Source organism: Balneola sp., from assembly GCA_002694685.1.
Lineage (GTDB): Bacteria > Bacteroidota > Rhodothermia > Balneolales > Balneolaceae > Gracilimonas.
In genome coordinates this window covers 796807-822013 of sequence record NZMW01000001.1, presented here as the reverse complement: position 1 = coordinate 822013, position 25207 = coordinate 796807, and the positions used below count along the sequence as shown (strand labels likewise).

The window sequence follows — 25207 nt, the reverse complement described above, 5'->3', positions numbered from 1 at the left end:
TATTTTGGTCCAAATTAGTTTAGTGTAGTGTAGCTATAACAACTTCTGGCTCCAATACGATCTCCGTTTTTACAGATCGGGAAATAAGACAAGCTTGGTCTGCCTTTTCTAAAATTCTAAGAGCTTTATCCTGCTGATCTTTGTCATTAATTACTAATGAGGGACGAAGAGTGATTTCAGACATCGCGAACTTTCCATCAACCCGGCTCATAACGCCAGTCGCCTTAATAGTAAGTTCTTCATATTCCAGTTTTGAATATTCCGCAATGGCCGCAAAAGTTGTCATAAAGCAACTGCTTATTGAAGAAACGAAAAGGTGTTCAGGAGACCAAATTCCTTCCACGCCACCGGGAAATTCAGGCGGTGTAGCCACTTCAATTTCTTCATCCAATTCTTCAGAACGGAGAATACCAATTCGTCCTTCTTTCCACTCTAAATCTACGTTATATAGATGTTCATCGGTGATCATAGCTGCTCCAGTTTTTGTTCAATAATTTGTTGTAACTGCGGCATTTGTACTACACCTGCTTGTTGCCATAGCACTTGTCCTTTATGGAAAAGTATTAGGTTGGGGATGCCCCGAACCTGATATCGAATAGCTACATCGGGATTTCGCTCCGTATCAATTTTGATGATGTTTATGGAATCGCCCATCTCTGATTTCAGCTTTTTTAAAATGGGTGGCATCATCTTGCAGGGAGCACACCAGTCGGCATAGAAATCCACAAGTACGGGAGTATCACCCTTTATAAGTTCAGAAAATGATTTCTTTTGTTTTTCAGTCTTGTCCATTGCGAATTATTTAACCTCTGTAAATTCTGGTTCTGATTCTTGATCGTCTGATTGATCAAAAGCATTGGTTGGTAGTCCACATGATTGGGATACCATGCATCCTTTGTTCGTCAAAGCTTGAAAGAAGAAAAATCCGCTAAACAATGCGGTTACGATTTCTTGGTCAATAATGGCCAGAGTGGCAAAGAAAATGGCAATACACAGAGCCACCCATCTCATTGTGTGCCAGTTGGTAAATAAAACTTGCTTAATCATTAAGTCTATATATCCTTTTTATGTGAAGGATATATAAAGCGTAACCAATCTATATTCCTGGAATTTGGACTAATAGAGTGGGATGGACATCGCTTAAGGTCTAACAAATCAAAAGAAAACCTCGAGCGAAGATCACTCTTCTTTAGTTACTCCTGCTACTTTTAAGGACAAGGTCAGCGTGAGTCCATAAGCAAGATGCATCAACAATCCGGCAAAAATCATCAGCCCTGGATACCATGTGTTGGAATAAAAAATACCGAAATCTTCACCTGCCGCCATCGATACAAAAGGGGAGATAATAAAACCTGCCGCAACAGTAATAATTACACCATAGATCAATCCCTGAATAATCCATTTGCCGGGAATTCTTTGCTGTAGAAAGGCTACCCAAATAAGTGCCAGCAATATTCCGCCTACATTGTAAGCAAGGTTTCCGAAAATGATATGATAGGGGTCGCCGGGCAGGGAATAATTAAAACTCGCCGTTAAAATATATCCGATATCTATTGCAGGGAATCCAACTCCCCCCAAAAGGAAGGCGATCATAGCCATCGCAAAGGTGGCAATAAAACCGGAAATAACAGTCCGAAAAAAGGTAGAAGAGCTCATATCAATCAGATTATTTAATTTTTCACTAATTACGGATTATACTAAAGTTTTACTTCTCACACTCTTTACAATTCAGTTTAGTACCTAACTTCAATTTGCGACCTTTTTCGGTAACAACCCACGGGCGTAGCTGCCAGGGAGGATCATGCCGTACATGCTGGGTGTGTCCGCATTCAAGTTCTGCAACCCAGTCATCTTTCTCGTCTTTATGGAATCCGGTAATAGCCTGCTTCATTGATGTATTGCTTTCATTTGTACTACTACAAGTATAAAAAATTATTTAAGACATCTTCATCTTAAATTCACAATACGCCTTTATTATTGAGCCAAAGGATATTTTATAAACAAATAAAAGACAAAATAGTCTTAAAACTTAAAATCAAAACTACACAATTATGAAAGTCTCAAAACTAATACTACCTATGGTGTTTGGTTTACTATTTAGTGGATTAGCAATAGCCCAAACGGCTGAATACACTTTGGATGGAAAAATATTTGGCATGCCAGAAGCAGAAGTATTCACGGAAGATTATGATGGTCCTCCCGTAGTTGGCGAATATGTTACCATGTTACCCAACTTGAAGCCTCTTGACTATGAAGGCAACAAACATCATGAAGTCCGCATAGATATTGTTGTTCAGGAAATAGAAGTAGCTGAAGGTGTTCGCTACCAAGCCTGGACATTTGGTGGGACCGTTCCCGGACCAGTGCTCCACGTAAAAGAAGGAGACCGAATTACCTTTTATATGAAGAACAGGTCGGACGAAGAAGTAACAATTACAGAGCCTAGTAAAGGAGGATCTCCTTTCATGAAGCAGGTTGCTGAAAACCCATACCAGAAAAATAAGCCGTCGATTATGCCTATGCCTCACTCCATGGATTTCCATGCAGGTACCGTTGCTAAGGATGACAAATGGAGAACTATAGGCCCTGGCGAAACCATTAAGTTTGACTGGGTTGCTAACTATCCCGGATCATACATTTACCACTGTGGAACCCCAAGTGTTTTAATGCACACATCTATGGGTCAGCACGGAATGGTGGTTGTAACACCAAAAGATGGCTATAACACCGGCTATGAAGTAGACCGCGAATATGTGATTGTTCAAAGTGAGTATTACCTGACAAAAGGACCGGGTGAATTATACACCTATGATTTTGATGCAGCTTTTAGCAACAATCCATCGCACGTTGTTTTTAACGGACACCAAACCATACTTCACGACCAGCCATTGAAAGCTAACGCCGGAGAAAGAGTACGCTTTCATGTAAGCAACAACGGTCCAAGCGGAACATCCAGCTTTCACGTAATTGGTGGAATTTTTGACCGTGTTTGGCTTGAAGGACATCCATTCAACGAAATGCGCGGAATGCAAACCGTACTTTTAGGTGCTTCAAATTCTGCAACAATAGACATGATTATTCCTGAAGAAGGAAAATACGTTCTTGTCGATCATGAGTTTGTTGATGCTGAAAAAGGTGCAACAGGAACGCTGAAAGCCGGTCCAAGAAAGAACTAGCAACCAAAAATGTGGAGGCTTTTTGACTAAGCCTCCACAATAATCATTAGGCACAAAATGATGAGATTCCTAAAGAACATAGTTACACTTTTAGTGCTGTTGATGATATGTGGCTCAAGCCTGCTTCCGGCACAAGATGTACCGCTAACAAAGAAGGTACTTGTTCCGGCGGGATCTTTTCATGCAGTACTCCCTGAAGTTGCGGGAGAACCCATCCAGGTTGATTCTTTTTATATGGATGAAACCGCAGTGACCAATGAGCAGTTTGCCGAATTTCTAAAAACCAATATAAACTGGAGGCGATCTGAAATCCCTCCGGTTTTTACTAATAAAGGATACCTGAGAGAATGGAAATCTGATCTGGATCCGGATTATGAAAATGTTGGAACGAACCGGCCTGTAACACGGGTCTCCTGGTTTGCAGCAAATGCATACTGTGATGCACAAGGTGGTCGGCTCCCCACACTTAATGAGTGGGAATATTCAGCTCAACTACTGGGGATTACCGATAAAGCGGCTATGGACAAATTCAGCAGTAGCTTAATAAGCTGGTATTCGGGAATTGATGCTCAAAACCTGGCCGAAGTAGGTACCACCGGTATTGTTACAACCAAAGGTGTAAAAGATCAATTTGGGTTAGTGATGGAATGGGTGGAAGATTTTAAACCCATTATAGCGGATGAACTTTCACTAGACTGTGGCACTATAGGACGTATGAATACCCTGAACAGCTTATACAATTATGCGGCTTCTATACGCTATATCACCCGAATGAGCTTCAATCCAAAAATTACAACAGGTATGGTAGGCTTTCGGTGTGCGTATGACAAACCAGTCGATACCTCCCAAAATCAAAACGAGGAATCATTATGAAATCGTTACGAATATATGCGCTCCAATTAATTATATGTATGCTTTTCTCTCAGAATATTTGGGCACAGCATGAGCATCAAGAACATCAGAAGTCAGCCTTAAAGGCGGGGGTGGTAACAGATCATTCTTTGTATCATTTGGAATCAAGCTTTACCAGCCATAGAAATGAGGAAATCAAACTTGCTGATTTTAAGGGTAAACCGGTGATTGTGGTTATGTTTTATGGAAATTGCACACAGGTTTGTCCCATTCTTATTAAAGATACCTGGCGTTTGTATGAGGCTGTGAATGAATCGATGAGAGAACAAGTACAAGTACTTGCTATTTCGTTCGACACAGAAAATGATAGTCCTGAAGTATTGAAAACATATGCTGATTATGAACAGCTCAATATCCCCGGATGGCATTTCCTGACGGGGAAAAACACTGATATTCGAAGTTTAGCCATGATGTTAGGAGTGAAGTATCAGCGACAAAGTGATGGTAATTTTGCTCATTCAAACCTGGTAACTGTATTGGATAAGAAAGGAGAAATCTCTACGAGGGTAGAAGGGCTAAATCAACCAATGATTGAAGCTGCTAAAGCAATTGAACAAATTATATCTGAACCCATTCAATAATGAAAATCAAAGGGTACATATTACTGGTGTTTGGGTTGATGACTGCTTCTCATGCATTCAGCTTTTCATCTGACACACTGAAGGTCCAGATTTTGGGAATAGGAGAAGACGCCAGATTCAGTCCGGTTGTTTTGCAGGTTCAACCCGGTGATGTAATCCTGTTTGAAGTTGTGGAAGGGTTACATACCGTAACTTCGTATCACCCTGACAATCGCCGTCCACTAAGGATTCCAACATCCGCACAATCCTTTGACTCTGGAATGTTAAATAAAGGAGATCGTTGGTTTTTGGAAATAAAAGAAGAGGGAGTGTACGATTACTTTTGTATTCCTCATGAACGATTGGGCCACGCCGGAAGAATTATTTCGGGGACCAGTACTTCTGCAGATTATGATGACTCACTTATACCGGTAGAGGTAGCGAAAACTTTAAAGTCCGGTGAAGTTACAGAAGCAGAATAAGTACTGAATCAGTCAGGCTGATTTCGTGTATTTAGAGCCCAATAATGCTTGATAATTTTCTTAAGTTATGGATGTTGAAACTATCATCATTGAGGTCAGAATTGCATCGTTTTTTAAAGAAGTTAATGCAGCGTTGGGAGGTAGAGAATTATTGGCAAGTTGGGCTCATCCTATTCATATTTGCCATTACCGGAAGCACAGCCCTTTACGTTAGGAAGTTTATTTTTCAGTTAATAGGTTTTTCAGAAAGCACTCCATTCTGGGAAGAAGCAGTTATGTGGGTACTTATTGTTTTCCCAGCTTATCAGGTTTTATTTCTCGTCTATGGGTTTTTACTGGGACAGTTTGATTTTGTATGGCGATTTGAAAAAAAGAATTTACTCAAGTTAAAGAAGCTATTTGTAAGGAATAATTAGTTCCTTTGCTCTTCCCAACTCATTTAAGACAATATCTCATAATAGCATGCCTGTTAATGCCAGCTATTGGTTATTGATAGTCATATTGAATTGAGCCGAAAATCGAGAATCTCCAAACAATTGAAATTCACAAGCCAAAAAATTCTATATTGGCTCAAATTAGGGTAAAAATTTGCGCAATATGAAATGCTTATTACTTCTTTCCTGCATGCTTATGGTTGGATTTGCAGCTTGTACAAACAAAAATATGAACAATAATAAGGCAAGTAATATGGAGATTTTTGGGAGCCTGGAGGGTGATCGGGAAGTACATTTGGTAACACTGGAAAACAGCAACGGACTTAAGGTAAAAATCACTAACTACGGTGGGATCGTGACTTCAATAATGACTCCAGATTCTGAGGGTGATTTTGATAACATCGTTTTGGGGTTTGACTCGTTGGATAAGTATCTGGCCGGGACTCCTTACTTTGGAGCAATAATTGGCAGGTATGGAAACAGAATAGGTGACGGTGCTTTTACTCTGAATGGTGAGTCTTATCAGTTGGATATTAATGATGGTGATAATCACTTACATGGTGGCGAAATAGGTTTTGATAAAGTGTTATGGACCATTGAAGAAGTGACGGAGAATTCTCTGGAGTTGTCATATTTAAGTGAAGATGGAGAAAGCGGGTATCCAGGTAACCTTCAGGTAAACGTTGTATATACCCTTACCCCTGAGAATGAACTGAGAATGGACTACACCGCCACCACCGATAAAGCAACACCGGTTAACTTAACCAACCATAGTTATTTCAATCTTTCAGGAAATCCAGAAACTCAAATTTTGGACCATGAGCTTACGATTAATGCCAATCAATACACACTGGTTGATAACGAGCTCATTCCAACCGGAGAAATAGCTGCCGTTGAGGGAACCCCTTTCGATTTTACCCAACCTTTCGAAATTGGAGCCAGAATTGATGAGGTAGAAGGTGGATATGATCACAACTATGTGATTAACGATGCAGACGGAACAATGAAATCTGTTGCCATCCTTTTCGATCCTCAAACAGGAAGAGAACTTGAGGTACTTACAGAGGAACCCGGAATTCAATTCTATTCAGGTAATTTCTTAGATGGCACTCTTACGGGGCCTGATGGCTCGAGTTTTATTCAGCACAGTGCTCTTTGTTTAGAAACACAGCATTTTCCTAATTCTCCTAATGAAGACAACTTTCCGTCAACCATTCTTCAACCCGGAGACACCTACCAAACATCGACTATTTATAAGTTCTCGGTTCGCAACTGAGGCTATAATAGTTAGAATTCTTTACCTCCAACATTTTCATCATGAAGAAATTATTTCTGCTTTTAGCACTTACTCTATTCCCACTGAGCGCACAGGTACTTGCACAGTCAACTATAATTGTAAATGTAGACCAAGCTGAACATACAATCAGCGAGCACATATATGGACAATTTGCAGAACATCTGGGTAGGGGAGTCTATGAAGGCATTTGGGTTGGCTTAGATTCAAATATTCCCAATACAGAGGGTTATCGCACGGATGTTTTAGAGGCCCTTCAAGAACTTCAAATCCCAAATATTCGCTGGCCCGGCGGTTGTTTTGCGGATGAATATGATTGGAGGGATGGAATCGGGCCACGCTCAGAGCGACCAAAGACTGTAAATACGCACTGGGGTATGGTGATTGATGATAACAGCTTCGGAACTCATGAATTTCTTCGCTTCACTGAGCTTATCAATGCTGAGCCATATATATCTGCTAATGTTGGAAGTGGTACGCCGGCCCAGATGCAAGACTGGCTTGAGTACATGACTTTTTCGGGAGACAGTGAGCTAGCAAATCTCCGCCGCATAAATGGCAGAGAAGAGCCCTGGGACATCAAGTTCTTTGGTATTGGAAATGAAAGCTGGGGGTGCGGAGGGAATATGACTGCAGATTACTATGCGGATCTTTACCGCCGCTACCAAACGTATGCTAAAAGCTTTAATGATACTCCATTATATAAAATTGCCAGTGGCATGTATGATGTTGAGTATGAATGGACGGAAACGGTAATGCGCGAGGCTGGAAATATGATGGACGCTATCTCTTTGCATTATTATACAATCCCGGGTGAGGGGTGGGCTGACAAGGGTCCTTCTAAAGATTTCGGAGAAGAAATGTATTACCGGGGACTCAAAGCAGCATCTCTGCTGGACGAGTTTATCACCAGACATTCTGATATTATGGATCAATACGATCCTGAAAAAAATGTAGCACTGGCCGTTGATGAATGGGGCGTTTGGACGAACCCGCTAGAGGGTACAAACCCAGGTTTTTTAGAGCAACAAAATTCTCTTAGGGATGCGCTGATAGCCTCTTTAAGTCTGGATATTATGAACGCGCATGCCGAAAGAGTGAAGCTTGCGAACATCGCCCAAACAGTAAATGTATTACAAGCTATGATTATTACCGATGGCGCTGATATGTTTCTAACTCCAACGTACCACGTATTCCACTTTTATAAAGTACATCAAAACTCAGTGTTACTGCCCATTCACATTCATGCAAAAAAATATGAAGGGCCGGGAGATAAGGAAGTTCAGGACAGGTTTGAGCTAGCAGATAGTGAACCCGGAGTGCCGGTTATAAGCGCAACGGCTTCCAGAGATAAGAACAGAGTAATGCATTTTACAGTCACCAACACTCATCCAAAAGAATCGAATGATGTTATCATAGAAATTCGCGGTGCAGAAGCAAACCGAATTGTATCCGGCTCAGGCAGGCTTTTAACAGCAAACTCAGTAGATGCGGTTAATACAGTTAATAATCCTCAACAAGTTGCCCCAGTTTCTTTTGAAAATGCAAGGTTAAGAGACGGAAAGCTAAGCTTAGAGATTCCGCCACATTCTATCGTGGTTATTAGTGTGGAATGACAGCAGGAAACAGATTATTATCCTTTTTCTTTTGAAGTGAATTATATTCTGCATATTAACTCAAAATTATTGGGTTAAAATGAAGTTTAGGAATAAAGTTTTTTATGAAGGAAGACTACTACAAAGATCATGACAAATTATTAGTTGCTCTGGATTGTATCATCTTTGGGTTCGATCGAAATGAACTGAAGTTGTTACTTATAAAGCGTGATTTCGAACCTGAGAAAGGAAAGTGGTCACTAATGGGAGGGTTTCTTAATAAAGATCAAAGTCTGGATGACGCAGCCGGGCAGATTCTAAATAACCTTACGGGCTTACAAAATATATATCTAGAACAATTATATGCCTTTGGAGATTTAAATAGGGAGCCGTTTGACCGAACCATTTCGGTAGCCTACTATGCTTTGATTGATATTCATGAACACGACAAAGAATTAGTAGAACAACATTCAGCCTCTTGGTTTTCTATACATGAAATTCCGGATTTAATCTTTGACCATGAGGATATGGTTGAAGCCGCCCTAAAGCGTTTGAGGTATAAAGCTTCTCATCAACCAGTAGGTTTTGAACTTCTACCCGAAAAATTCACGCTCCCGGAACTGCAGAACTTGTACGAGAGCATCTATGATACCAGGCTTGATAAGAGAAACTTCCGCCGAAGAATTCTGTCTATGGATGTCTTAATTAAGACAGATGAAAAACAAAAAAAGTACTCTAAAAAAGGGGCATTCTTTTACGAGTTTGACGAAAAGAAGTATTCAGAAAAAGTTACAGCAGGGGATCATTTGGTCTTCAAGCCGCTTACATCCTAGACGTTCAATTGATATTTAGCAGCAATTCACGAGTAACAATAACTTGATGTTGAAATCAAATTATTTGTGTGAAGTAAAAAAAGGTGTTAAAATAACACTTATAAACAATTCCTGAGTATTCAAGCTTAGAATGAGTGGTTCTAAGTTTAGCATTGGTTAAATAAAATTTAGGTGCAATGAGATATGTAATTGGTGTTGATTATGGTACCGATTCTGTACGCTCGGTTCTCGTTAATGAAAAAGGAGATGAAATAGCTGAAGCTGTGCATTATTACTCCAGATGGGAGAAAGGAAAATACTGTGATCCTGGCACAAATAGATTCAGACATCACCCTCTTGATTATCTGGAAGGTTTAGAAAGAACGCTAAAATCCGTTATAGCTTCGGTTTCTGAAGGGGAAGCTAAAAACATTAGAGGCATCTCAGTAGATAGTACAGGTTCTACTCCTGTAGCTGTAGACAAAACAGGAACTCCAATTTCTCTAAAAGAGGGATTTCAAGAGAATCCAAACGCGATGTTTATTCTCTGGAAAGATCACACCTCAATTAAAGAAGCCGGTGAAATCAATGCTTTATCCCGTTCTTGGGGCGGTATAGATTACACAAAATATGTGGGCGGTATATATTCTTCAGAATGGTTTTGGGCAAAAATTCTCCATGTATTAAGAGAGGACAAAGAAATACGAGAAGCCGCTTATTCCTGGGTTGAGTTATGTGATTGGATACCCTACGTATTGACCGGAGCCAATGATGTCCATGAAATGAAGAGGAGCAGATGCGCTGCAGGACATAAAGCAATGTGGCATGATGAATTTGGCGGTTTACCAAGTGAAGATTTTTTGGTCAAACTCGACCCTTTGCTTTCAGGATTGCGAGACAGATTGTATGAACACACCTACACTTCTGATAAAGCGGCGGGGACAATTTCAGAGGAATGGGCTAAAAAACTTGGACTTTCTGATGATGTAGTTATCGGTGTTGGAGCTTTTGATGCACACATGGGAGCTGTTGGGGGCAACATTGAGCCTTATCAACTGGTAAGGGTTATGGGAACCTCAACCTGTGACATGCTAGTGGCTCCGAAAGAGGAGGTAGGCTCTAATCTGGTAAGAGGCATCTGCGGTCAGGTTGACGGGTCAATTCTTCCAGAGATGGTTGGCTTGGAGGCAGGTCAGTCTGCCTTTGGAGATATATACGCTTGGTTTAAAGACCTGATTCTTGATCCATTCAAAGAAATTATTCAAGACTCACAAACATTATCCAGTGAGCAAAAAGAATCACTCATCGAAGAAGCAACGGACAAGCTAATCTCAAATCTATCGGCGGCGGCTGAGAAGATCGAGGACGTTGATACGGGGATCATTACTTTAGATTGGTTGAACGGTCGCAGAACTCCAGATGCTAATCAAATGCTTAAAGGGGCCATTGAAGGTCTTGATTTAGGTAGTAATGCCCCGAAAGTTTTTAAAGCCTTAGTCGAAGCTACATGCTTTGGTTCTAAAATGATTGTAGATCGTTTTATAAATGAAGGAATCCGAATTGAAGGTGTAATTGGGATGGGAGGAGTGGCTAAGAAATCACCGTTTGTGATGCAAACCCTAGCCAATGTTCTGAACATGCCGATCAGAGTTTCTAAATCTGAACAAACCTGTGCATTAGGAGCAGCAGTTTTTGCAGCCACAGCTTCCGGAATATTTTCAACCGTTGAAGAGGCAAAGGAAAATATGGCGAGCGGTTTTGAAACCGTGTACGAGCCAAATACCGAAAAAGTGGAAAGCTATAAGGCGATGTATGACCGCTACAAGTCATTTGGTGAAGTGATTGAAAAAAGGATTATGAATTAGGCTAGGGTAATTGACCATGAGCAAGTATAAAGATCTAAAACAGGAAGTGTACGAAGCCAATATGAGGCTCCCAGAGCTGGGTTTGGTGCTGTTTACCTTCGGGAATGCAAGCGCTGTTAACCGTAAGGATGAAGTATTTGCTATAAAACCTTCTGGTGTTCCTTATCAGGAACTGAAGCCGGAAGATATTGTGATTGTAGATTTTGACAACAATCTTGTTGAAGGAAACATGCGCCCATCATCAGATACAAAAACCCACGCCCTTCTTTATAAAACATGGGAGAAAATTGGTGGAATTGTACACACTCATTCTACTTACGGCACAGCCTGGGCCCAGAGCCAGCTGGATGTTCCAATTATGGGAACTACTCACGCAGATCATTTGACCCATGATATTCCTTGTGCGCCCCCGATGGCAGACGAAATGATTGAAGGTGATTATGAACACGAGACTGGAAATCAAATTATAGACCTATTCAAAAAGAGAAACCTTTCTTATGAAGAAGTGCCAATGGTACTTGTTGGGAATCACGCACCATTTACCTGGGGAAAAACAGTTGAAAAGGCCGTTTATAATAGTGCTGTGTTAGAAGAAGTAGCTAAAATGGCTTACCTGACTCTTCAGATTAATCCTGATGCACCTCGACTCAAAGACAGCTTAATTAAAAAGCATTATGAACGTAAACATGGTTCGGATTCATACTACGGACAGGATGAATAATTTAAAGATGTGAATGGGTTTTTGAGAGCATTACATAGTTGCCTCAGGTAACAGAATTTTTAAAACAAGCAGGGTTCGACAATGACTATAAATAAAGAAATCTGGTTTATTACAGGGAGTCAGCATCTATACGGAGAGGAAACCCTTAAACAAGTTGAAGCCCACTCCAAGAAAGTGGCAGATGGACTGGCTGCAGAGGTTAAAGCTCCCGCTAATATCATATTTAAATCGGTTTTAACAACTTCAGACGAAATTAAAAATATCTGTAGGGAGGCGAACGGCGATGACAACTGCATTGGACTTATTACCTGGATGCATACTTTTTCTCCAGCCAAAATGTGGATTAAAGGCCTTCGAATTTTAGATAAACCATTTGCACATCTTCACACCCAATTCAACAGAGATATCCCTTGGTCCGATATTGATATGGATTTCATGAACCTAAACCAATCCGCACATGGCGGACGAGAATTTGGGTTTATTAATGCTTTTATGGGGATTGACCGGAAAGTGATTGTTGGTCATTGGGAAGACCCTGATGTTATTAAAGATCTGGACACCTGGATCCGCGCTGCGATCGGTAAAGATGAGCTTCAGAACCTTAAAGTTGCTCGTTTTGGCGATAATATGAGAAATGTTGCTGTTACTGAAGGCAACAAAGTTTCAGCGGAAGTTCTTTTTGGATTAGATGTTAAAGGCTTTGGTGTCGGAGACTTGGTAGAATACGTGAATGCGGTACCTGAGGAAGACCTAGCCAAGCTTATTGATGTTTATAAGAGTAAGTATGCCATTACTGATTCCGACGCTTCTGATGAAGAATTTAGAAATGCTATCAAAGAAGCTGCTCGTATCGAATTGGGGATAAAATCTTTTTTAGATGAAGGAGGTTTCAAAGCTTTTACTACTACTTTCGAAGACCTCCACGGTCTCGCCCAGCTGCCGGGACTTGGTGTGCAGCGTTTAATGGAGCAGGGCTATGGATTTGCCGGGGAAGGAGATTGGAAGACTGCGGCTCTTGTTCGTGTAACTAAAGTTATGGCAGAGGGACTAGAAGGTGGTACATCTTTCATGGAAGATTACACCTACCACTTTAATCCGGAAAAACAGCAGGTTTTAGGAGCTCATATGCTCGAAATTTGTCCATCTATTGCAAGCGCAAAGCCTTCTTTAGAAGTTCACCCATTGGGAATTGGGGGAAAAGCAGATCCTGCGAGACTTGTTTTTACTGGTACGCCCGGCAAAGGACTAAACGTTGCACTAATGGACATGGGAAATCGTTACCGAATGGTTGTGAATACCGTTGAGGCAGTCGATACTCCCGAGTTGCCGAACTTACCTGTGGCTAGAGTGTTATGGAAACCACACCCGAATTTAAAAACTGCAGCTTCTACCTGGATTTTAGCCGGTGCAGCTCATCATACTTCATTCAGTCAGGCGTTAACGGTCGATCACATCCGTGATTTTGCTGAGATGATCGGTGTTGAGTGCTTAGTTATTGACGAAGATACAGACATTCACTCTTTTAAGAGAGAAGTACGATCTAATGAGGTTTACTATAGCAGTATGAAAGGACTTCGTTAAGTGGTTTTTTTGGCAGGCTCTGCTTAGTCCTTTAAAGGGATGCTGAAAGTTGGATTATCTGGACTAAATCAGTACTGGAGAGTAAATAAGTGAACAAACCAACAGAGATTGCAGCGTGCAAACCAACAGTCAAAGTGAGGTAAGTGAGTTTTCCCTGACCCATATTTTTTGACATATCTACTGCAGCTATATTAAATGCCGCAAACCATACAATTACGAAAACAAGAGCAATGCTTAAAAGGGAAGTAGCCCCGAAACCGGTTATATATAAAGTGAGCATTATGGTGGTCAGGATGAAGTCGATAAAGAACAGTCCGGCATAAAGGTTTATAGCTTGGCTGAAATGCTCAATATGCTTAGCAGGGATGTATAGCCATAAAAGGGCAATCACTTGTGTCAACAAGGCAATGACTATCCCAAGAAAGAAAAAGGATAAATAATTAAAACCTGTTATAGCCAAAATAGGCAGGTGATGAAAAAAGGCTTCTACTCCAACTTCAGTGAATAAAACCTTAGCTGAAATATAGGATACTATTCCTGCGAATAGGGCATGCTGCACCATGAGAAGTACCCCTCCTAAAGCCGCCCGTTCACGGTAGTGAAGAATATCATCAACAAAAAAACGATGTGCTAAAAAGTATCGTAACAGCATAGGACGAATGTAGGGCAGGAAACGAAGCTGAATGGATAGCCCCAGCCAAGAGAGCAATAGTATTAGCACCAGCCAATTGGGAAAAGGAGTGGGGTCTGGTTTGGCGTTCGGAAGTGCCAGTTGCCAATTATTAGTTTCCTTATACTCAACGATACTTTGCGAAAGCTCAGCATAGTTTTTAACAGCCTCAATCAGCCAATTACTGTTTACAAAGACTAATGAATTTCTTGAATTCATGAGTTCATCAAAGCGATATAGATCAGTCTCGGAAAAACTCAGGTGAGGTAAGTAAATAGCAAAGTGTTGCTCAGTATTATCTAAATAATACCACTTGTCAGTATTGAAGGCATAGAATGATATACTAGACATGCCAGCGAATGATGCCAGGAAAGGCTTAATAATTTCATCAAAACCTGGATGGGCTATTTGGCTGTTACTCAATAAACCAATGCCTCTGATATAAGTATTATTCTGGTACCTGTTTACATCGGAAGTTAGTTGTCTTAGAAGGGTATCTTTGTTTTCAGAAAGGTCGGAAACAGTTAAAAACTCGGGTTGGAGTCTGACGAAAACCGTAAATGAAGTACCTTCAAGCAAAGAAAGTATTTCATTATTTACAGGGTGGGAGAGTTCAATATACTCAACTCCGGAGCCTTTAAATAAATCTAACTCAGATTGAGCTTCCTCCAGCGTTTCCGGTTGGTCCCAAACAACACCTAAAGCTGGCTGTGCTACCGCCTGCATTGTTATTCCAAGCAGGAAAAAAATCAGTAGAGCTGTATTAAGATATGTTTTAATACCACCCACTTAGGCTACAACTTCCGCTCCGTAATATTCGGACAGAGTTGTTTTTCTGATGGAACGAGCAATTAATGTTGCTGAAGTTGTTTCTGTAACTTCTACTTCCACATAATCACCGGGCTCAAAATCCTTACGGTCAAATACTACCATTTTGTTGGTATCCGTTCGGCCGCTCATCTGTTCGTCTGACTTTTTACTGGTACCTTCAACTAAAACCAGATGCCGGCGACCCACTTCATCTTTATTTCGTTCTTCCTGAAGTTCACGCTGTTGAGTGATGATCTCAGTCAATCGGCGCTTTTTAACTTCCTCAGGTACATTATCTTCATACTTGCGGTGAGCAAGCGTTCGTTCCCGTTCAGAATAGGCAAACATATAGGCGAGGTCATATTCCACTTCAGCCATAAGAGACAAGGTCTGCTGATGCTCTTCTTCAGTCTCATCACAAAAACCGGTAATGATATCGGTAGAAAGAGAAACACCCGGAATAATGGACTTCATATTCTCGATCAGCTCCAAATATCCTTCCCGTGTATAAGGGCGTCGCATGCGTTCCAGCATGGTGTCGCTTCCAGCCTGAGCAGGGATGTGGATATAATTACAAAGGTTTGGTCGCTCTGCTATTAAGTGCAGTAAGTCGTTTGGAAAATCTTTGGGGTGGGGAGAGGAGAATCGGAAACGAATTTCAGGATCAACCTTACTTACCTCATCCATAAGCTTAGTGAATGTGTTCTCACCATCGAGGTAAGAATTCACATTTTGGCCTAGCAGGGTAATTTCTTTATAACCTTCGTCGCTAAGCTGCCGAACTTCCTTAAGGATCGATTCCATTGGGCGGCTTCTTTCCCGTCCACGTGTGAAGGGCACTACACAAAAAGCGCACATATTATCACATCCGCGCATGATAGATACAAAAGCGTTTACGCCATTACCGGTAGTTCTAACCGGAGCTATATCAGCATAAGTCTCTTCGAGTGAAAGGAGTACATTTACAGCTTTACGGCCGTCTTCAACTTCCTCAAGCAAACGTGGAATATCACGATAAGCATCAGGTCCGACTACAATATCAACCAAATGCTCTTGCTCAATTATACGATCTTTAATACGCTCAGCCATACAACCAAGCACACCTACCGTAAGCTCTCCATTTTCTTTTTTGATGGATCGCAATTCTTTAAGTCTGTTCCATACTCTGGTCTCCGCATTTTCACGAATTGAGCATGTGTTAACCAAAACTACGTCGGCACTTTCTGCTTCGTGAACCGGTTTCATGCCTTCTTCGAGCAAGATGGAATTCACGATTTCAGAATCCGCAAAGTTCATCTGGCAACCGTAGGTCTCTATGTAAAACTTCTTGTCTTTCACTACACTGAATTTTTTAATGAATTCGAAATATACAAATTATTGATCCGAAGGACTATCAGGCCACACATCGGGATGATCTCTCCAACTTGAAAGTAAGTCAAGATCGTCTCCATCTATGATTCCCTTTTCAACAGCTACGTTAACGAGTGTTTTATAGTCAGTGAGACTGTAAACAGGAACATTCGCATTCTCAAATCGCTGAGAAGCTTTGTCAAAATCATAGGTAAAGATTGATAGAACGGCTTCAACATTAGCGCCTACAAATTTCAGTGCTTCCACAACAGAAATAGCAGAACCGCCGGTCGAAATTAAATCTTCTATTATTACAGTTGATTCGTCTTTTTTAACACCGCCTTCAATTTGGTTGCCCATACCGTGGGCTTTTGCTTTTGCACGAACGTAAGCCATCGGCTTATTCAGATTTGCTGCAACCCATGCTGCGTGCGGAATTCCTGCTGTTGCTGTTCCCGTAATTACATCAACTTTTGAGAATTTTTCTTCTACAATTGCAGTGAATTCGTTCTCAATTTTATTTCTTATTTCCGGGAAGCGTAGCGTCAATCGGTTATCGCAATAAATCGGCGAATTCCATCCGGATGTCCATGTAAAAGGGTCATTGGGCCGTAAAACTACGGCATTAATTTCAAGCAAATGAGCAGCCAGCTCACGTGCAAATGAGGTATTGAGTATCATAAGTCTTTTAAATTCTGTTAGTGGTACCGCTGCGATGAGTGAGGTATCAGGCCATCCCTAATATTTTAGGCCAGCTAAAAATAAGGGTTTTTAAGCATATAAGCGCATATAATCCTGCCAATAAATCATCGGTTAAAATGCCCCAGCTCCCTTCTAAATTTTGGAGGCGTTTTATTCCTAAAGGCTTGAGAATATCAAAGAACCGAAAGAGCAGAAATCCGGCTGCCAGAATCCAAATATTGGTCATAATGATGTCTGTAAAAGAAATAGCAAAGAAGGTTAGAGCTTGGCCTGCCCATTCATCGCTTACCAGGCATCCGGGATCTTCTCCATATTTTTCTTCAAAAAAAGAGCCGACCCATAGTGTAATTGCAGATGAGAGTACTGCAAAAACCAGTAACAGTTCGTAAACCTGACTTTGAATGATAGCAAAGATGATGAGTAAAGCGACAAAACTGCCTGCAGTTCCGGGTGCCTTGGGAATGAGTCCGGAATAGAATCCCGTTCCTAAAAATCGTTTTAAAGCATTCACGATGGTTGCTGCTCTTTTTTGAAGAGTTCGCTATTCACCCAGATGTATTCAATGCCGGAGTAAACTGTAAGAGCAGTTACGAACATCATAACATAGAACAAAATACCCGAGTTAAAGAATAGGGCGGCTTGGTCTGCGAATTCTATATCAGCCTGTTTAAATACCCCAAGCAGGATGACGGCATACAAAAAGATCATCTGTACCATCGTTTTAAATTTAGCTGTAAACCGGGTTTTCAGGGGGATCTTTTTTCGCCCGGCATACAATCGCAAAGCAGTAATAAGCACATCTCTTATGACGATTGCAGCAACGGCCCACCATGGAAACTGAGAAGCATCTAAAAAAGGAAGGCAAAGAAAACCAGCAAAAGTGAGAAATTTATCGGCAAGCGGATCGATGAATACCCCAAAATCACTTTCCAGTTGATAGTAGCGGGCAATTTTGCCATCAAAGTAATCAGTAACGGCGGCAGTAGCGAAGACTGCGATACTAAGCGAACGCCAGATAAGTTCGTCCTGAACATACATAAACAGGAAAATGGGAGCCAGCACCATGCGTATGCTGCTCAGTATGTTGGGTAGGTTTTTCATGCGGTTTTAAAACTTCTTTTGTCAGCCAAACTTACTAACTAATTTATTCCATAACATGATTGAATTTATCTTAGCTATAATACCACAAAACAGTTGTGGAAATTGGACAGGCTAATACGGAATTTACGCCCCATGAAAGCACAGATCATCTCTATTGGCAACGAACTTCTTATTGGCGATACCATTAATACCAATGCCTCTTGGTTGGGGGAATTTTTAACAGGATTGGGTTTTACAGTCACCCAAGTTCACACCATTTCTGATGAACTTGAGCTAATTAAAAAAACGGTGAAAAATTCTCTTGAGGAATCTGATGTCGTTATATGTACCGGTGGTCTGGGCCCCACTCACGACGACATGACCAAGAAAGCTATGGTTGAGCTCTTTGATGTCGGCTACAAACTTGATCAGGAAACTCTGGATTATATTAAGTCTATTTTTGAGAAGCGGAATATTCCTTTTTCGAAATCGAATCATAGTCAGGCGGAAGTGCCTGAGAATTCGGAAGTATTGTTTAATAAAACGGGAACCGCCCCCGGGATGTGGTTTGATGTTGGAAGCTATCTCGCGGTTCTGCCCGGCGTGCCATACGAGATGAAGTATTTAATGAAGAAGAGGGTAGCTCCTAAACTGCGGGATGCGTTCGGCGATATTGGATATCTGTATTCACATTACATCAAAACTGCAGGGATTGGAGAAAGCACGCTTAGCGATCAGATCCTTGGAGATCTTTCCGGGTATTTCGAAAATGGAGTAAGCATGGCTTATCTGCCATCGCCTGGAGGTGTTACTTTTCGCCTGAATGGAAGTGGTGCAACGAAAGAGGAAGCCAAAGAAAATCTCCGGAATCTATCAAATATCATTCACCAAAAAGCCGGAAAATACATTTATGGAGAGGGTAAAGAGTTTAGTATCAGCGAGGCTGTAGGAGAACTGTTGAAGGAGAAGAGTTTGAGGATATCGGTTGCTGAAAGCTGCACAGGAGGATTAATCGCAAACACCTTCACCGATGTAGCTGGCAGCAGTGATTATTTTGACGGGGGAATTGTTTCTTATGCCGATCATGTGAAGGTAAATCAGCTGGGAGTTTTACAAAAGCACTTGGATACCGTTGGGGCCGTTAGCAAAGAGGTTGCGCTACAAATGGCTAAAGGTGTAGCTGAGAAATTGAATACTGAAATTGGGATTTCAACCACCGGAATTGCTGGTCCGGGAGGAGGAACTGAAGAAAAACCGGTAGGCACAGTTTGGATGGGTTTCTACCAAAAAGGCGGAGAGCATTTTGCCATAAAAGCGATGTTTACCAAAGATCGCCTCATCAATAAAGAAAGAACCAAGATGGTGCTTCTGGAAGTTACAAGGCGGATTCTGAAGGGCATTGAACCCATGCCTTATGATCTCAAAAAGCAGCTTCCTTGAAAAAATTCGTTGCACTCCATATCGGTTTTTTGCTGATGTCAGCTTCACTTTTTGCACAGGTTTCTGACTCTACGGCTGTTGATTCTGTCAACGTTGAAACGACTTCACCCGATTCCCTTCAAACAAAACCCAATGATTCATTAGCTCAAAAGAAAAAAGAAAAACCGAAACCTGAAGACGTTTCACCTTGGAGGGAATCCAATCCCGTGGGTTCTCATGTAATTACCAACGATAGTTTAATGCGTTGGCAGATTTGGCCAAACTGGGGCGATTTTCAGGCTTACCGCAACGATGTGATTTCATTTCGGCAAGGTACCAATGGTCGGGTAGATGCCTATCATATAAATGGGTACGAACCGCTTGAGCAGGAATTTGAGATGGAAGGAATCTCGCTCAATAATCCGATTACCGGCTTGGCCAACTTTAACCTCGTTCCCCACCGTAAAATTGGATTGGCCACAGAGAGCTATGGCGGTAACTACTATTCAGATATCAAGTTGAGAGATTATTATATCGTAAAACCCATCAGTTATTTGAATTATGATGAAGCCGGAGGAGCGTATCGAAACCTGGAATTTTTGGTATCGCAAAATTTTACCGAGCGGACAAACCTCGAACTTTCCTATTGGGATCGAAGAGGAGGGGGCTATTATCCAAACAGCAGTATAAACGGAAGTCAGGTTTTTGGGAAAGTGTATCATCATTTGAATGAACAGTTTCTGATTCGGGGAATGTATATGAGAAACCAGTTTACCAATGATGAACCTTTTGGTTATGTGGTTGGTGATCCGGTCACTTTCCCGTTCAGTGAATTTGGATCTGCTCCTCAAAGTTCGAACGGTAATTCTAAGCTCACCCGATGGGATTTAATTGGTGGAATTTATCATAGAAAAGATTCGTCATCGGTTGAAGATGCCGGACTAGAGCTATCTATTTCAAAAAATATGAAGAACCTGCGCTTCTCGGGGGATACCTTGGGATGGGATCTGCGAACTCTCAATGCCGATGTATTCAAGAGTTTTAATCTGGGTGGAATTTTACTTAGAGCAGAAGTAGGAGCACAAAACCATTCATTAGAAGGTGCTTCCACGCTAAGTGAAAGTTCCTGGTCAGAATTGAATGGAGAACTTTCTGCTTCCTATAATTTATTCAGAAGCAGCCGCATTTATGGAATAGCTAACATGGATAACAGAAATGATGGATCATTCGGTTATGATGTAACCGGAGGCTTAAAAGGAGAGCTTTTTGAAAGATTTACAGCGGGGGTAAGTGCATCAAGTTTTAGCCGTATTCCAACCATGCAGGCTATGTATTGGGAGTCTAAGAATTATACAGGAAATCCCGATTTGGAGAATGAGACAGGTATTTCTGCAGCCGGGAAAATCGATTTTAAGCTGACTCCGACTATCACCTTTGGAGCTTCCGGGAGATATAAAATCTCAGATAACTCCACGTTTCTATCACAGGATAGTTCGTTTATAAACAGTGGAAAAATTGACCACCTTGCCGGAACGGTATATGGTAGGTTTGAAAATCATCTTTTTGAAATAGAAAGTTCAGGCACGCTTCAGCAATTTAATTATGATGATCAAGATGCTCCATCTGCAGTGCTTAACCAGCAGGATCAAATTGTTTGGTTACGAAACTCAGCATTTGTGAAAGGGTATGTTTTTGATCGTGCTGCCTATCTGAAAATCGGAGTAAAAACCTTATTATCCCCATTGTATTATTCGGCACGAACATTCAATACCGAGTTAGGCTACTGGCAGGGAAATAGTACCTACCAAGAGCTTCCTTCGTTCTTTAGATTAGACGGGGAACTTTCCGCCCGTGTTCGGGGAATAATGGTTGTACTGAGATGGGAAAATGCCCTTGACGGATTAGGTCAGGCAGGGTACTTTGAGTCGGCCGGATTTCCAATGCCGCCAAGACGTTTAATTGTAGGAATAAGAGCACAATTCAGAAATTGATATGAGTTTAAAATACATTGTTCGAGAAGGATTTACCGGGATTAGACGAGCTAAACTTGCGGCTACTACTTCAATATTCTCTTTGTTTATAGCGGTGCTTTTATTGGGAATTTTAACCCGCATTGGGTTCAATGTCTACAGTCAGGCCATGTCGATCAAAGAATTGATTGAAGTAGAGGTGTTTTTGTTTGATGTGGATGAGCGAACAACCGATCAGATTCGCCAGGATTTAGAAGATGAGGAACTGGTTCAGGAAGTAACCTACATTTCAAAAGACAGTGCCTCTGCGGTAATGCGTAAAGAATTTGGGACAGGAGTTGAGGAATTAGCTGAATTAAACTTCTTGCCTGCATCATTCAGGCTCAGCGTGGATACTGATGCCGGCTCAGATAAAATTGAGACCTTGGTATCAAGACTTAGAAACCTCCGCGGCGTTGATGAAATTGAATATAATGCCGCTTTACTTAGGGTGATGGAATCAAACCTGAATACATTTTCACTGGTTGGGGGCGGACTTGGAATCCTGATACTTTTAGCCGCTTTGGTTCTTGTTTACAACACGATCCGACTTACCATTTATGCCAAGCGGGATTTGATCCGGGCTATGAAGCTGGTTGGCGCTACCAACAAATTTATCCGAAGTCCTTTTATAGTCGAAGGATTATTACAGGGACTAATTGCGGGCTCACTAGCAATACTCAGCGTTTTTGTGATTTTTGAATTTGCGATCCCGTTCTACCTGGCAGATCTTGGAACACTAAGCTGGCCATTTGGTCGCTGGTATTTTTTGGTAGGAGCAATGCTGCTGCTCTCAGTTTTGATGGGATGGTGGGGCAGCCGCTGGGCGGCACGCAGATTTATTCAGGAAACCTATATCTCAGGATAGAACCTTAGAAAGAATTCAGGATTCTTTGAGGTCAGCAGTCTTTTTATCTGTTTTCTGGCGCTCTTCACAAGCTTCTTTATTGCTGCAGGTTCCGAAGAAATGGAGAGAATGCCCGTCAATATCCATATCGTGAATTTCTGAAAGCATGCGCTGAATTTCACCAACTCTTGGGTCACAAAATTCAAGAACATGCCCACACTCTCTGCAAATAATATGATCGTGCTGTTGATAAGCATATGCACGCTCATAGTAATACTGACTTTTCCCAAACTGTTGGCGCTGAACCAAGCCACATTCAACCAGTAAATCCAGAGTATTGTAAACCGTTGCCCGAGAAACTCGAGTACCAGCTTCTTTCATTCGGAAGAAAATATCGTCGGCATCAAAGTGGCCATCGGCGGTATAGATTTCTTCCAAAACCATGAAACGCTCCGGTGTCTGGCGTTGGTTTCGCTCTTTTAGATAAGAACGAAAAATTTCCTTTACTAAATGTACGGTATCTTCTTGTGCTGGGTGTGCCATAGTATCTATTAAATTCCCTCCAAATATACGATTTGTAAACTTGCTTATGAAACTCATGCATTTGATTTCAAGAGTATTATATTTGAGGCGGAGTTACACAAGGAATAAAATAAAATCATATGCCTACTATAGTCCCTTTTGAAACACTCACAGAGTTGTTTCTAAACCTTTCGCAGAAATATAAAGGAGCAGGTAAAGCTCAATTTTATTATAAACCTAAGCCAGACGAAGCTTATCAGCCCATATACTGGGATCAGGTTACTGACGATGTGTATTCTATTGCGGCTTATTTAGTTGAGAAAGGGGTTGAGCGTGGTGACCGTGTAGGGATTTTAAGTGAAAACAGATATGAGTGGGCCGCTGTTGATCTGGCTATTCAGCTTGTTGGAGGGGTGAATGTCTCCCTTTATACCACACTTCCTTCCGGTCAGTGTGAATATATTTTGCAAGATTCCGGCGCTAAAATTTTCTTTGTATCCACCGGCCTTCAGCTCAAAAAAGCCGTCGAAGTTTTTGATAATTGTAAAGATCTGAAAGAAGTAATCGCTTTTGATGTTCCTAAGCTTGAGCATTTAATGGATGAGAATTATGTGAAGATGTTCGACGATATGCTGCTGGAGGGAGGGAAGCATCTTGAAGAGCATAAGGAGAGCATTAAGAAGCGTACAATGAAGATTGAGTCGGAAGATGTGGCCACTTTAATTTATACATCCGGAACTACAGGTAAGCCTAAAGGTGCGATGCTTACTCACCGAAATATTGTAAGCAACGTAAAAGCAGCAACCCAGCATATTTATTGGGACGACAAGGATCGCTTGCTTTCATTTCTGCCGCTTTGCCACTCATTTGAGCGCACAGCAGGCTATTATGCTATGATTTCTTCGGGTGTTGAAGTGTATTATGCCGAAAGTGTAGATACGGTTTCTAAAAATATGCCGGAAGCCAAACCTACCATCATGATTAGTGTACCTCGCCTTTTTGAGAAAATGTATAACCTAATTGTGAAAAGTGTAGAAGAAGGAAGTGACACCAAGAAGAAGATTTTCAATTGGGCGGTTGAAACCGGTCGTAAGTATTCTGAAGGCAAAAGAGGGTTTGTAACGCTCCAAAAGAAGATCGCCGATAAACTAGTCTTTGATAAGCTAAAGGAACGTACCGGTGGACATGTTCGGCTTTTTGTATCCGGTGGCGCTGCACTTCCTCCTGAAATTGATACGTTCTTCCAATGTGCCGGAATGAGCATCCTTCAGGGGTATGGACTTACCGAAACTTCTCCTGTAATGGCCGCTAACAAGCCCGGACAGGAAAAGGTTGGTGCAGTAGGGACAATCATTCCCGGCGTCACAGTAGCCATACAAGGACTTGAGAATGGAAAAATTATAGAGCAGATAAGCGGAGAAGATTACCCAACTAATAAAAGCTCCGAAGCAGGAGAGATCCTTTGTAAAGGCCCAAATGTAATGAAGGGTTACTGGAACAATGAGGATGCCACTAAAGAGATGATTGATGAAGATGGGTGGCTCCACACTGGAGACGTTGGGAAGTTTGATGAAGGATTCCTGAAAATCACCGATCGTATTAAACATATGATTGTGAATGCCGGCGGTAAAAACATTTACCCGGGACCAATCGAAGATTTATTCAAAACCAGTAAATGGATTGATCAAATTGTTGTAGTTGGAGAAGCTCAAAATTATATGGCCGCTATAATAGTGCCGGATTTTGAGGCTGTTGAAAAGTTCGCCAAACAAGAAGGCTTGAAGTTTAATGGAAACGAAGATCTTATTGAGCTTGATGAAGTGAAGAATATCTACAAGAAAGAGCTTCGGTCCTTCTCTAAAGAACTAGCTTCTCACGAGAAAATTAGAGACTTCAGGTTGGTAGCTAATGAATTTACCGTTGACACCGGAGAAATAACACCGACTCTTAAAGTGAAAAGAAGAGTGATTTCTGATAAATACGGTCACTTGATTGAAGACATATTCAGAGACGATAACGATTAATTATCGATCTCGTTAAAATTGGCATATGCTTAAAACCTGAGTTCGGATATCCTCTACTTTGTGTATCGGTAAGTAAGTTGTCACCCTGAACTTGATTCAGGGTCTGAGAAGAGTGACTTTCCGATACTGGGAAGTTTGTTCGCTAAAACCTCGTCCTTTTCAGGTGCTGAATCAATATTGAATCTACATCTACGTTCAGCACATGGTTAAGCATGGCAACCTGTTAGCTCTTCCAGCCATATCTGCCTTAGGATAACCTAAAAAGCTATACATACAGATGTGCCATTTGTAGGCTGATTGGTTTCAGCAATTGTTTTTTTAAATTGAACGCTCGTTTAAACT

At 41.4% G+C, this 25207-nt stretch carries 26 protein-coding genes; 15 read left to right on the top strand and 11 right to left on the bottom strand.

Annotation, left to right across the window (positions count from 1 at the left end; translation table 11 throughout):
• Positions 1-19 precede the first annotated feature (19 nt).
• The 5 genes from CL667_03555 to CL667_03535 form a co-directional block, all read right to left on the bottom strand.
• Positions 20-469 (bottom strand): osmotically inducible protein OsmC, encoded by a 450-nt coding sequence (locus CL667_03555; protein MAL16765.1) that lies wholly within the window; start codon positions 467-469, stop codon positions 20-22.
• Positions 466-792, bottom strand: coding sequence for a thioredoxin (gene trxA, locus CL667_03550; protein ID MAL16764.1), 327 nt, complete (start codon positions 790-792; stop codon positions 466-468). The genes CL667_03555 and trxA overlap by 4 nt, the downstream gene beginning before the upstream one ends.
• A 6-nt stretch (positions 793-798) precedes the next feature.
• The gene (locus tag CL667_03545; protein ID MAL16763.1) at positions 799-1056 is read right to left on the bottom strand and encodes a hypothetical protein; all 258 of its coding nucleotides are present in this window, start codon (positions 1054-1056) and stop codon (positions 799-801) included.
• Positions 1057-1179: 123 nt separating this feature from the next.
• Positions 1180-1656, bottom strand: a complete 477-nt coding sequence (locus CL667_03540) for a hypothetical protein (GenBank protein ID MAL16762.1) — start codon at positions 1654-1656, stop codon at positions 1180-1182.
• 49 nt (positions 1657-1705) lie between these two features.
• Positions 1706-1891 carry a GNAT family acetyltransferase gene (locus CL667_03535; GenBank protein MAL16761.1) on the bottom strand — a complete coding sequence of 62 codons (186 nt, stop codon included), beginning with the start codon at positions 1889-1891 and terminating at the stop codon, positions 1706-1708.
• Positions 1892-2051: 160 nt separating this feature from the next.
• Here CL667_03535 and CL667_03530 point away from each other — a divergent pair, with 160 nt between their 5' ends.
• The 11 genes from CL667_03530 to CL667_03480 all read left to right on the top strand — a co-directional run bounded on the left by CL667_03530 (position 2052) and on the right by CL667_03480 (position 13432).
• A complete protein-coding gene (locus tag CL667_03530) occupies positions 2052-3176 on the top strand; it encodes a nitrite reductase (protein MAL16760.1) in 1125 nt (374 codons plus the stop codon).
• 57 nt (positions 3177-3233) lie between these two features.
• Positions 3234-4049 carry a hypothetical protein gene (locus CL667_03525; GenBank protein ID MAL16759.1) on the top strand — a complete coding sequence of 272 codons (816 nt, stop codon included), beginning with the start codon at positions 3234-3236 and terminating at the stop codon, positions 4047-4049.
• A complete protein-coding gene (locus tag CL667_03520; protein MAL16758.1) occupies positions 4046-4669 on the top strand; it encodes a hypothetical protein in 624 nt (207 codons plus the stop codon). Before CL667_03525 ends, CL667_03520 begins: the two co-directional genes overlap by 4 nt.
• On the top strand, positions 4669-5130 hold the full coding sequence (locus CL667_03515) for a hypothetical protein (protein ID MAL16757.1): 462 nt from the start codon (positions 4669-4671) through the stop codon (positions 5128-5130). Before CL667_03520 ends, CL667_03515 begins: the two co-directional genes overlap by 1 nt.
• Positions 5131-5201: 71 nt before the next feature.
• Complete coding sequence (locus CL667_03510) at positions 5202-5546, top strand: hypothetical protein (protein MAL16756.1); 345 nt, start codon at positions 5202-5204, stop codon at positions 5544-5546.
• A 181-nt stretch (positions 5547-5727) separates the two neighbouring features.
• Positions 5728-6840 carry a galactose-1-epimerase gene (locus CL667_03505; GenBank protein ID MAL16755.1) on the top strand — a complete coding sequence of 371 codons (1113 nt, stop codon included), beginning with the start codon at positions 5728-5730 and terminating at the stop codon, positions 6838-6840.
• A gap of 41 nt (positions 6841-6881) precedes the next feature.
• On the top strand, positions 6882-8474 hold the full coding sequence (locus CL667_03500) for an alpha-N-arabinofuranosidase (protein ID MAL16754.1): 1593 nt from the start codon (positions 6882-6884) through the stop codon (positions 8472-8474).
• A gap of 104 nt (positions 8475-8578) precedes the next feature.
• Positions 8579-9286: a DNA mismatch repair protein MutT gene (locus tag CL667_03495; protein MAL16753.1), complete on the top strand. Its 708-nt coding sequence runs from the start codon at positions 8579-8581 to the stop codon at positions 9284-9286.
• Positions 9287-9462: 176 nt separating this feature from the next.
• Positions 9463-11130 (top strand): ribulokinase, encoded by a 1668-nt coding sequence (locus tag CL667_03490; protein MAL16752.1) that lies wholly within the window; start codon positions 9463-9465, stop codon positions 11128-11130.
• 16 nt (positions 11131-11146) lie between these two features.
• Positions 11147-11851, top strand: coding sequence for an L-ribulose-5-phosphate 4-epimerase (gene araD, locus CL667_03485; GenBank protein ID MAL16751.1), 705 nt, complete (start codon positions 11147-11149; stop codon positions 11849-11851).
• An 81-nt stretch (positions 11852-11932) separates the two neighbouring features.
• Positions 11933-13432, top strand: a complete 1500-nt coding sequence (locus tag CL667_03480; GenBank protein MAL16750.1) for an L-arabinose isomerase — start codon at positions 11933-11935, stop codon at positions 13430-13432.
• A gap of 31 nt (positions 13433-13463) precedes the next feature.
• Here the strand turns inward: CL667_03480 and CL667_03475 are convergent, their stop codons facing one another.
• From CL667_03475 to CL667_03455, 5 genes are read right to left on the bottom strand one after another with little or no spacing between them, the layout of a single operon-like run.
• Entirely contained in the window at positions 13464-14891 is a 1428-nt protein-coding gene (locus CL667_03475; GenBank protein MAL16749.1) for a hypothetical protein, read from the bottom strand.
• Positions 14892-16268 (bottom strand): tRNA (N6-isopentenyl adenosine(37)-C2)-methylthiotransferase MiaB, encoded by a 1377-nt coding sequence (locus CL667_03470; protein ID MAL16748.1) that lies wholly within the window; start codon positions 16266-16268, stop codon positions 14892-14894. It lies immediately after the preceding gene.
• Positions 16269-16286: 18 nt separating this feature from the next.
• Positions 16287-16943 carry an orotate phosphoribosyltransferase gene (locus CL667_03465; protein ID MAL16747.1) on the bottom strand — a complete coding sequence of 219 codons (657 nt, stop codon included), beginning with the start codon at positions 16941-16943 and terminating at the stop codon, positions 16287-16289.
• A 46-nt stretch (positions 16944-16989) separates the two neighbouring features.
• Positions 16990-17475, bottom strand: a complete 486-nt coding sequence (locus tag CL667_03460) for a phosphatidylglycerophosphatase A (protein ID MAL16746.1) — start codon at positions 17473-17475, stop codon at positions 16990-16992.
• Positions 17472-18065 carry a hypothetical protein gene (locus CL667_03455; GenBank protein ID MAL16745.1) on the bottom strand — a complete coding sequence of 198 codons (594 nt, stop codon included), beginning with the start codon at positions 18063-18065 and terminating at the stop codon, positions 17472-17474. The genes CL667_03460 and CL667_03455 overlap by 4 nt, the downstream gene beginning before the upstream one ends.
• 114 nt (positions 18066-18179) lie before the next feature.
• Between CL667_03455 and CL667_03450 the strand changes: the two genes are divergently transcribed.
• Genes CL667_03450 through CL667_03440 form a run of 3 tightly spaced genes read left to right on the top strand, consistent with a single transcriptional unit; the run spans position 18180 to position 22340 of the window.
• The gene (locus tag CL667_03450; protein MAL16744.1) at positions 18180-19484 is read left to right on the top strand and encodes a competence/damage-inducible protein A; all 1305 of its coding nucleotides are present in this window, start codon (positions 18180-18182) and stop codon (positions 19482-19484) included.
• The gene (locus CL667_03445; GenBank protein ID MAL16743.1) at positions 19481-21454 is read left to right on the top strand and encodes a hypothetical protein; all 1974 of its coding nucleotides are present in this window, start codon (positions 19481-19483) and stop codon (positions 21452-21454) included. Before CL667_03450 ends, CL667_03445 begins: the two co-directional genes overlap by 4 nt.
• 1 nt (position 21455) lies before the next feature.
• Positions 21456-22340: an ABC transporter permease gene (locus CL667_03440; protein MAL16742.1), complete on the top strand. Its 885-nt coding sequence runs from the start codon at positions 21456-21458 to the stop codon at positions 22338-22340.
• 15 nt (positions 22341-22355) lie between these two features.
• On the opposite strand, the gene CL667_03435 is transcribed toward CL667_03440, so the two are convergent.
• Positions 22356-22862 (bottom strand): transcriptional repressor, encoded by a 507-nt coding sequence (locus CL667_03435; GenBank protein MAL16741.1) that lies wholly within the window; start codon positions 22860-22862, stop codon positions 22356-22358.
• Between the two features lie 119 nt (positions 22863-22981).
• On the opposite strand from CL667_03435, the gene CL667_03430 reads away from it, so the two are divergent.
• The gene (locus tag CL667_03430) at positions 22982-24865 is read left to right on the top strand and encodes a long-chain fatty acid--CoA ligase (protein ID MAL16740.1); all 1884 of its coding nucleotides are present in this window, start codon (positions 22982-22984) and stop codon (positions 24863-24865) included.
• Positions 24866-25207: the final 342 nt, after the last annotated feature.